The sequence below is a fragment of the Moritella sp. 28 genome (assembly GCF_018219435.1).
In the GTDB taxonomy this organism is placed as follows: Bacteria; Pseudomonadota; Gammaproteobacteria; order Enterobacterales; family Moritellaceae; genus Moritella.
Genome location: NZ_CP056121.1, coordinates 4,292,685 through 4,306,174, shown reverse-complemented (window position 1 = coordinate 4,306,174; position 13,490 = coordinate 4,292,685). Strand labels below are relative to the sequence as shown.

Below are 13,490 nucleotides of genomic sequence, written 5' to 3'. Positions count from 1 at the left end.
ATCGTTGAGGTTTATTATTGTCGGACAGGGTGTCATATTCAATAATGGTTATGTAAAAAAGAGATGTAAGTCAAAGTAAAAGTAAAAATAGATGAGAATAAGCAGGGGAGGTATTGATATTGAAAGAAGATATACCTTGTTTACTGTGATAGAATCCGCGACCAGTAAATTAACAACTCCAATAATAGTCTAACCATTGTTTTAAACTCGTAGTTTAAATGGCCTTTTTTCTATTATGCATCTTTTTAGGTATTCATTAATTATGTTAGCAAACGTAAAAGTTGTATTAGTCGGTACATCTCATCCTGGTAATATTGGTTCAGCTGCTCGTGCAATGAAAACAATGGGCTTCACGCAATTGGTATTAGTTGCACCTTTATGTGAGATTGATGAAAAATCAGTAGCATTAGCTGCAGGTGCCGCAGATGTATTAGAAAATGCAATCATCGTCGATACCTTAGAAGAAGCAGTAACAGATTGTGGTCTTGTCATTGGTACAAGTGCGCGTTCACGTACGCTGCAATGGCCAATGCTTGATTCGCGTGAAGCGGGTTTAAAGCTAATTGAAGAAGTACCTAATTACCCTGTTGCATTAGTGTTTGGTCGTGAGCGTATTGGCTTGACCAATGATGAGCTACAAAAATGTACTTATCATGTATGTGTTTCTGCAAACCCTGAATACAGCTCATTAAATTTAGCTATGGCAGTACAGATTTTAACGTACGAAACACGTATGGCATATCTTGCTACCAACACCTATCCAGAGCAAGATAACCCGTATCCAAAGCAAGCTGAACTGGAAATGTTCCACACTCACCTTGAAGAAACATTGTGGGATACTGGTTTTATTAATAAAGCCCACCCAGGGATCGTGATGAATCGTTTACGTCGATTGTTTACACGTGCTCGCCCTGAAGCGGTTGAGTTAAATATTTTACGTGGTGCATTGGTATCTATTCAGCGTAATTTAAAAAAATAATTTGGCATCGCCGAACAGCTTATCATGGCATCAAGCATATACCTGAGTAAATTAGTCAGGTATATACTTGACCATTTAAGTCGGGTATGTAACCATAAGTGTAAATAACAGTTTTAGAGGTTGCTATGCGATTGACATCGAAAGGACGTTACGCCGTTACAGCTATGATTGATCTTGCATTGCACGCAGAAATGAAACCTGTACCACTGGCTGAAATATCTGAACGACAAAGTATTTCCCTGTCGTATTTGGAACAGTTATTCTCTCGATTACGTCGGAAGAAACTGGTAGCAAGTGCAAGAGGACCCGGTGGTGGCTATATGTTAGGCATGTTACCTGGGCTGATTTCTGTCGGCATGATTATTGAAGCCGTTGATGAGAATGTAAAAGCGACTAGGTGTGATTCTTCGGGTGGTTGTCATGATGGAAAACGCTGTTTAACGCATTCACTTTGGGATGATTTAAGTGAACGGATTAGTGATTTTCTTGATAACATATCGCTTGCTGATTTGATGGCAAATAATGAGATAAAGCAGATTGTCAACGAACAAGATCATGACCGTCAAATGTTAAATAAAATTGATGTAAATATTATTTGATAATTGTTTAATAAAAACATAATAGAATTATAATTATAAGTATGAACACTGTTAGCGTTTAACGGTGTTGTATGGAGCAATGACTAAATGAAAAAACCTATTTATTTGGATTATTCTGCCACTACGCCTGTAGATCCACGTGTAGCAGAAAAAATGATGCAATGCTTAACTATGGACGGCATTTTTGGTAACCCTGCGTCTCGTTCACACCGTTTCGGCTGGCAAGCTGAAGAAGCAGTAGACATTGCTCGTAATCAAATTGCAGATTTAGTAAATGCAGACCCACGAGAAGTTGTAATTACTTCGGGCGCAACTGAATCAAACAATCTTGCGATTAAAGGTGCTGCGCATTTTTATAACAAGAAAGGCAAGCATATCATCACAAGTAAAATTGAGCATAAAGCTGTGCTGGATACTTGTCGCCAGCTTGAGCGTGAAGGATACGAAGTAACTTATTTAGACCCAACACCTGAAGGTCTAATTACGGTTGAAACCCTTGAAGCTGCAATCCGTGAAGATACAATCATTGTTAGTATCATGCACGTGAATAACGAAATCGGTGCGATTAATGATATTGCTGCATTGGGTGAACTTTGTCGTTCTAAGAAAGTCTTATTCCATGTAGATGCTGCGCAAAGTGCGGGCAAATTACCAATCGATTTCTCTGAACTAAAAGTAGATATGTTATCGGTATCGGCACATAAAATTTATGGTCCTAAAGGTATTGGTGCATTATACGTTCAACGTAAACCGCGTATCCGCCTAGAAGCACAAATGCACGGTGGAGGCCATGAACGTGGTATGCGTAGTGGTACATTACCAACTCACCAAATCGTGGGTATGGGTGAAGCTTTCCGCATTGCTAAAGAAGAAATGCAAAAAGATAATGACCATGCTGAAGCATTACGTAAACGTTTCTGGGCAGGTATCGCAGGTATCGAAGAAGTATATCTAAATGGTCATGCTGAACAACGTATCGTAAGTAACTTGAACGTAAGCTTCAACTTTGTTGAAGGTGAGTCATTAATGATGGCACTGAAAGATCTTGCTGTTTCTTCAGGCTCTGCTTGTACATCAGCAAGTCTAGAACCGTCTTATGTACTGCGTGCATTAGGCCTAAACGATGAAATGGCACACAGCTCAATTCGTTTCTCATTCGGCCGTTTTACGACTGAAGAAGAAGTGGATTATGCAACCAGCATCATTGAAGAAAACATCAGTAAACTTCGTGAAATGTCACCTCTATGGGAGATGTTTAAAGATGGTATCGATTTAAGCACTATCGAGTGGGATCACCACTAATCGTTCACCCTTGTTTCACGAAGATTTATATTTAGTTTGAAGGAGTTATATCATGGCTTATAGCGAAAAAGTAATCGACCATTATGAAAACCCACGTAACGTAGGTTCATTTGATAAAAATGATCCATCTATCGCAACAGGTATGGTAGGCGCACCAGCGTGTGGCGACGTAATGAAGTTACAACTTAAAATTAATGATGACGGCATTATCGAAGATGCTAAATTTAAAACTTATGGTTGTGGTTCAGCTATCGCATCAAGCTCACTTGTTACCGAATGGGTAAAAGGCAAGAGCATTGAGCAAGCAGGCGAAATCACCAATATGACTATTGCTGAAGAGCTAGAATTACCACCAGTGAAAATTCACTGTTCAATTCTTGCTGAAGATGCAATTAAAGCTGCAATTGATGATTACAAAAAGAAAAAAGTGTCTTAGGAGCTTAATATGGCAGTTACCTTATCTGACTCTGCTGCAGCGCGTGTTGCTAGCTACCTTGATAAACGTGGTAAAGGTGCCGGTTTACGCCTAGGTGTGAAAACATCTGGTTGCTCTGGCTTAGCTTATGTCCTTGAGTTTGTTGACGCTATTGACGAGAACGACGAAGTTTTTGTTGAAAAAGGCGTTACCGTTATCGTGGATAAAAAAAGCCTCGTTTATCTTGACGGGATCGAGTTAGATTTCGTTAAAGAAGGCCTTAATGAAGGGTTTGAATTTAACAATCCCAACCTGAAAGGCGAATGCGGCTGCGGTGAAAGCTTCAGCGTATAATATTGATAAACCCAAATAACCTCGTTATTTGGGTTTTGTTTATTTAATCTATTCAGTAAAGGTCGTCAGATGAACCATTTTGAGCTGTTTGGTTTACCCGTTAATTTTGAACTAGATAATGCCAGTTTAGCTATAACATATCGAGAATTACAGCGCTCACTACATCCGGATAATTTTGCCAATAACAGTGAGCGCGAGCGTTTATTAGCGGTGCAAAAATCATCACAAGTTAATGATGCTTATTCAATTCTTAAGTCGCCAATTCAACGTGCTGAATATATCCTTGCCGTTTGTCATGAAGATATCCGTGGTGAGCAACAAACATTGCAAGACCCAATGTTTCTTATGCAGCAGATGGAACAACACGAGCGTCTTGAAGAAATTCCGCATTCAGCTGATCCTGAGCAAGAAATTGCAGACTTTGATGATGAATTAACATTATCGATTAAAGCGTACCTGCAAGAATTTAATAAATTAATCAGCGCTGAGCATTATAACGACGCGGCAAATGTAGTGCGTAAATTAAAGTTTGTCTGCAAACTGCAAACACAATTAAGTACACTTGAAGATAGTTTACTTGATTATTAATCAAATAATTTAAATTTAAGAACCTAAAACATGGCATTACTTCAAATTGCTGAACCGGGACAAACGGCAGCACCTCATGAGCATAAACTTGCTGTTGGTATCGATCTAGGTACAACGAATTCATTAGTGGCAAGCGTCCGTAGTGGCAGTGCTGAAACGTTAGTTGATAAGACTGGTCGAGATATTTTACCGTCAGTGGTTCATTATACTACAGATTCAGTTGTGGTTGGTGACGACGCAGCACAACAAGCGATAACCGATCCAGAAAATACCATTTCTTCGGTAAAGCGTTTGATGGGCAAAGCATTCACTGATATTAATACTACGCGTATTCCTAATGTACTTGTTGAGTCGGCATCGGGCCAACCGTTAATTAAGACGGTGGCTGGTGAACTTAATCCAGTACAAGTATCTGCAGAAATTCTAAAAGCATTAGCAGCACGTGCCACTGAGACACTTGCAGGTGAGCTTAACGGTGTGGTGATCACGGTACCCGCCTATTTTGATGATGCACAACGTCAAGGCACGAAAGACGCTGCAAATATTGCAGGGTTAAATGTTTTACGATTATTAAACGAACCAACGGCTGCCGCGATCGCGTATGGTTTAGATGCTGGCCAAGAAGGTATTATTGCGGTTTATGATCTGGGTGGCGGTACGTTTGATATATCTATTTTACGTTTAAATAAAGGCGTGTTCGAAGTGCTTGCAACAGGCGGTGATTCTGCACTGGGTGGTGATGATTTCGATCATTTAGTTGCGGACTGGATCAGTGCTGAAGCTGGACTTGTGAGTGAGCAGTCGTTAGCGATGCAACGCCTACTACTAACGGAAGCAAAACATGCGAAACAAGCACTAACAGATAACGATAGTGTTGAGATTAATATTGCATTAGAAGCAGTGAATTGGCAGGGCATATTAAGCCGAACAACATTTGAAGATCTTATTAAGCCATTGCTCAAACGTACTTTATTAGCATGTCGTCGTTCGTTAAAAGACGCTGATATCAGTAAAGACGATGTACTTGAAGTCGTTATGGTCGGCGGTTCCACACGTGTACCATTAGTACGTGAAAAAGTAGGTGAGTTCTTTGCACAAGAGCCACTGACAAGTATCAATCCAGATAAAGTTGTTGCAATTGGTGCTGCGATTCAGGCCGATGTATTAGTCGGTAACAAACCTGATTCAGACCTGTTATTACTAGACGTAACACCATTGTCACTGGGTCTTGAAACGATGGGGAACCTAGTTGAAAAAGTGATACCACGTAATACCACTATTCCAGTCGCACGAGCTCAAGAGTTTACCACGTTTAAAGATGGTCAAACTGCAATGACAATCCACGTGTTGCAAGGCGAGCGTGAATTGGTTGATGATTGCCGTTCATTAGCGCGTTTCTCGTTAACAGGTATTCCACCAATGGCGGCGGGTGCTGCGCATATTCGTGTTACCTTCCAAGTTGATGCGGATGGGTTGTTAAGTGTATCCGCGATGGAAAAATCATCGGGTGTATCTGCTTCTATCCAAGTTAAACCGTCGTATGGTTTAAGTGATAATGAAGTGGCTAACATGCTTAAAGATTCAATGACATATGCGAAAGAAGATGTAACTGCGCGCATGTTAGCTGAACAACAGCTAGAAGCAGACCGTGTAATGGAAAGCCTGATCGTAGCCTTACAACAAGACGGTAAAGCATTGTTGTCAGATGTAGAGCAAAGTGCCATTGAAACAGCGATTCAAACGCTTTATCAGATCCGTCAAGGTAATGACAGAGATGCGATTGAAAAAGAAATTGAAACAGTCGATAAATTAACACAAGATTTTGCTGCTCGTCGTATGGATGCATCAATCCGTAAAGCGTTGCAGGGTCAGTCGGTAGATAAGGTCTAAGAAATGCCAAAAGTTATATTTTTACCCCATGAAGAGTTATGCCCAGAAGGTCTATCTGTAGACGTTGAGAAAGGTGAAACGATCCTTGATGTTGCGCTTCGCAATAGAATCATCATTGAACATGCTTGTGAGAAATCATGTGCCTGTACTACTTGTCATGTGATTGTACGTGAAGGCTTTGATTCATTAGAAGAAAGTGATGAGCTTGAAGATGACATGTTAGATAAAGCATGGGGTTTAGAACCGGACTCTCGTTTAGGTTGCCAAGCGATCGTCGAAGATGAAGATTTGGTTGTTGAGATCCCTAAATACACGATCAATATGGTATCTGAAAGCCATTAACTGATTGTTAAGCTAAGGTGTCTTTATCCTACGCATAAATTGCGTAAGCAAACTAAACTGAAAGTAAGTGTGCAGTCTATTTGTTGCTGCACATATTTTTAGGGAGGTTTTTATGGCATTAGCGTGGTCGGATAGTACAGAGATTGCCATTACATTAGCTGAAAATTATCCAGAGCAAGATCCACAGCAAGTAAGGTTTACAGACTTGCGTCGGATGATATTAGGGTTGGACGATTTTACCGATGATCCTAATCATTGTGGTGAAAGAGTACTTGAAGCCGTGATGCTTGCTTGGATTGATGAATATTAACAATTTAATTGTTAATAGCTAATCGTCCATACAGAATAAGCCCATAATTAGCATATGCTGATTATGGGCTTTTTTTTAACTTTGAAGCGTTGATTTTTTTTACACTTTGTTATGTTTAAACTATTAATTGAATTTAATAGCCTGTATTTAAATACTTTTTTTTATGGCATGGCAAATGCTTTAGAGGGTATGTATTTATATAAGAGGAATTTAAATATGAAATTGATACAAAAATTAATTTTAATCTCCAGCCTAATTTTATCGGCTAACCAAGTAAGTGCGACTACAATTTCTGCAACCTTAAACTCTTGGGAAAATGGTTGGACTGAGGGGGTTTTATATACAGCACCCAGTAGCTATGGATACTCATCGGCTGGATTATTTAATTTTACCAATAATACGACACAATCAGATTTTTTAGCTTTTTGTCTTGAGGTCAATGAGCCAATCGATATCGGTGATACTGCAGACTATACTATTTACTCTGCCACAGACCCAGAACCTTTTGGAACAGGGGCTGAAGTGGCTGAATACATAGGCCGCCTTTATACAAACCAATATGCCAGTGTTTCTGATGCAAGCACAGCGGCAGCCTTCCAGATTGCACTTTGGGAAATCGTGCATGAAGACTACAATACATATGGCTTTGACTTACACACAGGTGACTTTCAGTTGGTACAAGCATTTCCGGGCGGTGCAAATATTGCAGCAGGTTATCTTAACTCTTTAGATTCGTGGACAAATAACGTTGTTGTTGATGTCTATCGTAACGCTGGAGCCCAAGATCTATTACAAGTATATCCAGAACCGCCCCCTATTCCTGTAAACGAACCAGCAAGCTTATCGTTATTTGGGTTTGGATTATTAGGGTTAGCATCAATGATTCGACGCAAAACTACTTATAAATCTAATGATTAGTCTCAGATTAGCCATCGCCATTAACCTATTTTTCTGAATTGATTATGTTAAGCGATGGTTTTTTGGTTTTAAGGAAATAAGCAATTAAGACACCAACGGATCTTTCAGGTAAAAAATCGAGTGTTTCCAGCGCTGTTACAGCTAGCCCCACAACTGCTATGTACAATCTTTATTCTTTCAAACTTGCTCCTCTATGCGTGGAACTACTCCCATACCAAGCTTGTTTTCATCTAAGTCAACTAATGTCTGAACAGTAGATCCTTCGCCGCATGAGATGGAACGCGTCCATATTAATAGCGAATTTATGCAAGTCAAAAACAAGGATAAGTATTAAAAAATTTAATTTAAAGCGTTGATTTTTTTTACACCTATCATGTTCAAACTACCACTTTGCATTTAACGTATTGTATTTTAGCTGTTTTTTTTGTGGCACGACAAATGCTTTAGAGAGTATGTATTTATATAATAGGAATTGAAATATGAAATTGATACATAAATTAATTTTAACCTTCAGCCTAATTTTATCGGCTAACCAAGTAAGTGCGACTACAATTTCTGCAACCTTAAACTCTTGGGAAAATGGTTGGAGTGAGGGGGTTCTATATTCTCTTAGTGGTGTTGGGGGAGGTGGGGGGTTCTCATCTGCAGGGTTGTTTAACTTCACGAATAATACGACAGGAACTGATTTTTTAGCTTTTTGTATTGAGTTGAATGAGCCAATTAGTTTTGGTGATACGGCTGATTACAGTCTCCACCCAGCCACGGACCCCGAACCTTTTGGAACAGGGCCTGCTGTGGCTGAATATATAGGCCGCCTCTATACAAACCAATATGCCGGTATTTCAGATGCAACCACTGCTGCAGCCTTCCAGATTGCACTTTGGGAAATTGTGCATGAAGACTACAATACAAATGGTTTTGATCTAGGTGCTGGTGACTTTATTTTATATCAAATATTCGATACTGGTGTAGACCTTGCGGCAGATTATCTTAACTCTATAGATTCGTGGACAAATGACGTTATTGTTGAGGTCTACCATAACGATGGAGCGCAAGATTTATTACAAGTATATCCAGAGCCACCCCCTATTAATGTAAGTGAACCAGGTAGTTTAACGCTATTTGGATTTGGATTATTAGGGTTAACATTAATGCTTCGACGCAAAGCTACTTATAAATCTAATGATTAATCTCTTATTTAGTTTAGGCTATCGCTAACATAACCAATTTTTCTAATTAGTTATGCTAGCGATAGCTTTTTTAGTTTAAGGAAATAAGCAATTAGGCCACCAACGGATCTTTCAGGTAGAGAACCGGCTGTTACAGCTAGCCCCCGCAACTGCTACGTACAATCTTTATTCTTTCAAACTAGCCCCTCTATGGGCAGAATAATAAAACGATTTACAAATATTTATGATACATAACCAAACAAACCATAAAAGTATTGTTATAGTAATCGTATTATCATGTCTATATTAAGGGTATTTAATGAAGGATTTCATGAGCGTTGAGCTAACGCTTGCTCCCGCTGACAGTTTTTGGGGTAACAATGCATTAATTAGTTTTAATGCTGGTGTCGCCTCTATTCACCTTGGTGGAGATAGTGCAGATCTTGGAGCTGAGAGTGCATTACAAGTACAACGTGCGGCACGTAAACTATCTAATCAAGGGATAGGTAAAGTGACCTTAAAGGGCGAATTATGGGATACTGAATTACGTATTGCATTTGATCAAGGTTATTACACAGCAAAAGAAAATCAGCAAGCTTGTTTTGGTTTAGAGCAAGCGAGCAGTATTGAAAAGAAAGATTTCATTGCATTTCAACAAGCCAGTCATTGGGTGCGTAAAACCATTAATACCGATGCAGAAGAAATGTATCCGATTAAGTTAGCCCAAAGTGCTGCAGACTTATTATTACAATTGGCACCTGAATCGATTACGTACAAGATTATTGCGGGTGAAGAATTATTAACACACGGTTTCACCGGTATTCACACTGTTGGTCGTGGTAGTCAGCACCCGCCAGCAATGTTGCAATTAGATTTTAACCCAACTGGCAGTGGGGATGCGCCAATTTCGACAGCATTAGTCGGTAAGGGCATTACCTTTGACTCGGGGGGGTACAGCATTAAACCTTCTGATGGTATGGCTGTAATGAAAAGTGACATGGGCGGTGCGGCAACATTGACGGGTGCATTGGCATTAGCAATCAGCCAGGGCTTAAATCAACGCGTGCAGCTATTCTTATGCTGTGCAGAAAACATGATTAGCAGTAATGCATTTAAACTTGGCGATATCATTACGTACAAAAATGATATTACTGTAGAAGTGCTTAATACAGATGCTGAAGGCCGATTAGTGCTAGCTGACGGTTTACTTGCAGCAGAAGAAAACTCACCGCAGCGTTTGATTGACGCTGCTACACTAACGGGTGCGGCTAAGATGGCGCTTGGTCGTGACTATAATGCAGTATTTGGCTTTGATCAGAACTTTGTTAATTCACTTTTGGCAAATGCGAAAGCAGAGAATGAATTTGCTTGGCAGCTACCATTAGAAAGATGGCATCAACAACAATTACCATCGAGCTTTGCTGATATGGCAAATATTCATGCTGGCGAAGGTCGTGCTGGAGCATCAACTGCGGCTGCATTCTTATCACGTTTTGTGCGTGAAGATGGGCAAGGTTGGTTACATTTAGATTTAGCTGGTTCGTATCAAAAAGCAGCTAATGATTTATGGGCGACAGGCGCTAAAGGGCATGGTATTCGTACTTTGGCTAAAACGCTATTAGACGCTTAGGCAATATAGGTTAGACAATATAGGTTAGGTAATAGATCACTACAGTAACTTGTGGTGAATAAAAAAATCCCACTGTCATCAATGATCACAGTGGGATTTTTGTTGATAACGATGAATTGTTACCGGCTATGAAATAAAGACTAAGCTATCGCTTCTGTTTTTACTTTTTTATTTTTCGTTGGTTTCGCTGTGCCATTTGCACGTGCACGCCAGTCACCATTTAGTTGATTAACTAACGATTTATCTGCTGCAAGTACTTCAGGGTCAAAGTCATCAACGTTAATTGTACGTAAACGACCAACCTCTGCCTCTTTTAGTAGTTCCGCTTCATCTGCTGTGATCTGCTTTTTAGCCAGTGCTTCGTCAGCAAATTTGTCTAGATAAATAAATGGTAATTTAACGCCATTCTCTTTACAAACACGGATGAAGATAGGCTCTGCAATGATGATGTCTCTCAAGGCTTTTTCTTGAAGACCAATAGCATTACCTTCTTCTTCAGTTAGGTACATGTCTGTCGCTAGGCGACTACGGGTTTCAGAAGGAACTTGTAGCAAACCTGCCACAACATGGTCTAACGTATCTGTAGGACGTGATAGACGCGTACCTGCTGGTAATACCATTGCGCGTAGTGCGATACCAACAAAACGAACAGGGAAGTTACGTAGTAACTCATCAATCGCTTGTTCAGCTTTAAATAATGAATCTTGCAGTGCCCAATGTACTAGTGGTAAATCATCTTTTTGACGACCTTCATCTTCATAACGTTTTAGCGTTGCTGATGATAAGTACAGTTGACTTAAAATATCACCTAAACGTGCAGACACACGCTCTTTACGTTTCAGATCACCACCGAGTACACCCATCGCTACATCAGATAGGAAGGCTAAGTTGGCACTTAAGCGGTTCATCTGTTGGTAGTATTGTGCAGTTTCATCTTTAAATGGTGCAGCAGAACCTTTACCGTTAGTAATGCCCATTACAAATGAACGGAAGAAGTTAGACATTGCAAAGCCGATATGACCGAATAACGCGGCATCAAAGTCTTGTAGACCTTTCTTATGATCTTCAAGTGCTGCAGCATTCAGTTCTGGTAATACGAACGGATGACAACGGATTGCACCTTGACCATAAATGATCAGGTTACGTGTTAAAATGTTCGCACCTTCAACCGTAATTGCAACTGGCGCCGCTTGGTAACCACGACCTGCCATGTTGTTTGGACCAAGACAGATACCTTTGCCACCAGAGATGTCCATTGCATCGATTGCACATTTCTGAGCACGGTCTGTTAAATGCATTTTAATAATCGCAGTAATTACAGATGGTTTCTCACCTAAATCAATTGCACTTGTTGTTAGTGTTGATGCCGCGCCCATAAGGTAAGCATTACCACCAATACGTGCTAGTGGCTCTTCGATACCTTCCATTTTACCAATCGCAACTTTAAATTGACGACGGATAGCAGTGTAAGAACCCATGCCTAATGCTGCTAGCTTAACTGCACCAGCAGAACAAGAAGGAAGGGTAATACCACGACCAACAGACAGACATTCAACCAGCATACGCCAGCCTTGACCAGCCATTTCCGGACCACCAATAATGTAATCTAATGGTACGAATACTTCGTTACCTTTAGTTGGACCATTTTGGAACGGTAAGTTAAGTGGGAAATGACGACGACCAGTTTCAACACCTGGGATATCCGTAGGGATAAGCGCACAAGTAATACCGATATCTTCTTTATCACCAAGTAGACCATCTGGGTCGCGTAATTTAATCGCAAGACCAAGCACAGTGGCTACAGGTGCAAGCGTAATATAACGTTTGTTCCAAGTCAGTTTCATACCGAGAACTTCTTTACCCTCGAACTCGCCTTTACATACGATACCGAAATCAGGGATAGCGCCTGCATCAGAACCAGCTTCAGGGCTTGTCAGTGCGAAACATGGAATTTCATCACCAACCGCAAGGCGAGGAAGGTAGTAATCTTGTTGCTCTTTAGTACCATAGTGCTGTAATAATTCACCAGGCCCTAATGAGTTAGGTACACCAACTGTACTCGCCATTACTGCGCTTGAGCCAGTTAGTTTTTGTAGTACCATTGATTGTGCTAATGCAGAGAATTCTAGACCACCGTATTTTTTCTTGATGATCATGGCGAAGAAACCTTTAGTCTTAAGGAATTCCCATAATTCTGGAGGTAAGTCGGCACGATTATGCGTGATATCAAACTCATCAGCCATGCGACATGCTTCTTCAACTGGACCGTCAAGGAAAGCTCGCTCTTCAGCTGTTAACGCTGGGGCTGGCACATTGTGCAGTTTCTCCCAATTTGGTTTACCGCTGAATAGGTCAGCATCCCACCAAGTTGTACCGGCTTCTAATGCTTCAGTCTCTGTTTGAGACATTTCAGGCATGATTTTACGAAAACCTTTTAAAATAGGCGCTGTTAAATAGCCTTGACGAATACTGGTGATATTTAATGGTATCGCAATTACAGCTGTTATTATCCAAATAGCGAATGGCACATCACCGAAATATGAAATGGCTGCAAGTGCAACAAAAAACGCACCGGTAAAAGCAGCTAATGATGCTCTTTGGTAAGATAATGTACCAAATATTGCCACTAAGGCTAATAGTGAAATTGTGGTTGCCATGATTTTCTCCTTTCATTAAGCAACTAAATAGCAAAGTCAGAGGTCAGACCAGAACGCTGGTTTGAGTATTAGTTCTAGTTGATAACTATTAAATTAGCAAGTTTTTTACATGTATTTTACATACTATTTATAGAACCTGCCGCTAAACGCTTGTTTTTAACCAATTGGGTTTACAAGTGTGCACTGATAATAGCGTTATTGAATTGATAATTTAATTGCCTATTTGCTTTTATTTTAGGTCAATACGGTCAATAAACAATGCCTTTTAATACTCACTATTGGGTATTAAGTGGATGTTAACTAAGCACTTTATCATGTGATTCACTTATTTTGGGTT

General features: G+C 40.1%; 13 protein-coding genes. 12 read left to right on the top strand and 1 reads right to left on the bottom strand.

Going from position 1 to position 13,490, the window contains the following annotated elements:
- The first annotated feature begins 262 nt into the window (after window positions 1–262).
- The 12 genes from trmJ (at window position 263) to pepB (ending at window position 10,496) form a co-directional block, all read left to right on the top strand.
- Complete coding sequence (gene trmJ / locus HWV02_RS19030; RefSeq protein ID WP_045109122.1) at window positions 263–979, top strand: tRNA (cytosine(32)/uridine(32)-2'-O)-methyltransferase TrmJ; 717 nt, start codon at window positions 263–265, stop codon at window positions 977–979.
- Between the two features lie 125 nt (window positions 980–1,104).
- Window positions 1,105–1,578, top strand: coding sequence for a Fe-S cluster assembly transcription factor (locus HWV02_RS19025; protein WP_211677309.1), 474 nt, complete (start codon window positions 1,105–1,107; stop codon window positions 1,576–1,578).
- Between the two features lie 87 nt (window positions 1,579–1,665).
- Complete coding sequence (locus HWV02_RS19020) at window positions 1,666–2,880, top strand: IscS subfamily cysteine desulfurase (RefSeq protein WP_211677307.1); 1,215 nt, start codon at window positions 1,666–1,668, stop codon at window positions 2,878–2,880.
- A gap of 52 nt (window positions 2,881–2,932) precedes the next feature.
- The gene (gene iscU / locus HWV02_RS19015) at window positions 2,933–3,316 is read left to right on the top strand and encodes a Fe-S cluster assembly scaffold IscU (protein WP_211672949.1); all 384 of its coding nucleotides are present in this window, start codon (window positions 2,933–2,935) and stop codon (window positions 3,314–3,316) included.
- Window positions 3,317–3,325: 9 nt separating this feature from the next.
- The gene (gene iscA / locus HWV02_RS19010) at window positions 3,326–3,649 is read left to right on the top strand and encodes an iron-sulfur cluster assembly protein IscA (protein WP_045109126.1); all 324 of its coding nucleotides are present in this window, start codon (window positions 3,326–3,328) and stop codon (window positions 3,647–3,649) included.
- A gap of 69 nt (window positions 3,650–3,718) precedes the next feature.
- Window positions 3,719–4,237: a co-chaperone HscB gene (gene hscB, locus HWV02_RS19005; RefSeq protein ID WP_211677305.1), complete on the top strand. Its 519-nt coding sequence runs from the start codon at window positions 3,719–3,721 to the stop codon at window positions 4,235–4,237.
- Between the two features lie 30 nt (window positions 4,238–4,267).
- A complete protein-coding gene (hscA, locus tag HWV02_RS19000; RefSeq protein WP_211689177.1) occupies window positions 4,268–6,127 on the top strand; it encodes a Fe-S protein assembly chaperone HscA in 1,860 nt (619 codons plus the stop codon).
- Between the two features lie 3 nt (window positions 6,128–6,130).
- Entirely contained in the window at window positions 6,131–6,469 is a 339-nt protein-coding gene (fdx, locus tag HWV02_RS18995) for an ISC system 2Fe-2S type ferredoxin (protein WP_211677301.1), read from the top strand.
- Window positions 6,470–6,581: 112 nt separating this feature from the next.
- A complete protein-coding gene (iscX, locus tag HWV02_RS18990) occupies window positions 6,582–6,779 on the top strand; it encodes a Fe-S cluster assembly protein IscX (RefSeq protein WP_006031189.1) in 198 nt (65 codons plus the stop codon).
- Window positions 6,780–6,995: 216 nt separating this feature from the next.
- Window positions 6,996–7,697 carry a PEP-CTERM sorting domain-containing protein gene (locus HWV02_RS18985; RefSeq protein WP_211689176.1) on the top strand — a complete coding sequence of 234 codons (702 nt, stop codon included), beginning with the start codon at window positions 6,996–6,998 and terminating at the stop codon, window positions 7,695–7,697.
- A gap of 479 nt (window positions 7,698–8,176) precedes the next feature.
- The gene (locus tag HWV02_RS18980) at window positions 8,177–8,887 is read left to right on the top strand and encodes a PEP-CTERM sorting domain-containing protein (RefSeq protein WP_211689175.1); all 711 of its coding nucleotides are present in this window, start codon (window positions 8,177–8,179) and stop codon (window positions 8,885–8,887) included.
- Window positions 8,888–9,185: 298 nt separating this feature from the next.
- Window positions 9,186–10,496, top strand: coding sequence for an aminopeptidase PepB (gene pepB, locus HWV02_RS18975; protein WP_211677295.1), 1,311 nt, complete (start codon window positions 9,186–9,188; stop codon window positions 10,494–10,496).
- 140 nt (window positions 10,497–10,636) lie between these two features.
- Here pepB and fadE read toward each other — a convergent pair whose 3' ends face one another.
- Window positions 10,637–13,153, bottom strand: coding sequence for an acyl-CoA dehydrogenase FadE (gene fadE, locus HWV02_RS18970; protein WP_211677293.1), 2,517 nt, complete (start codon window positions 13,151–13,153; stop codon window positions 10,637–10,639).
- Window positions 13,154–13,490: the final 337 nt, after the last annotated feature.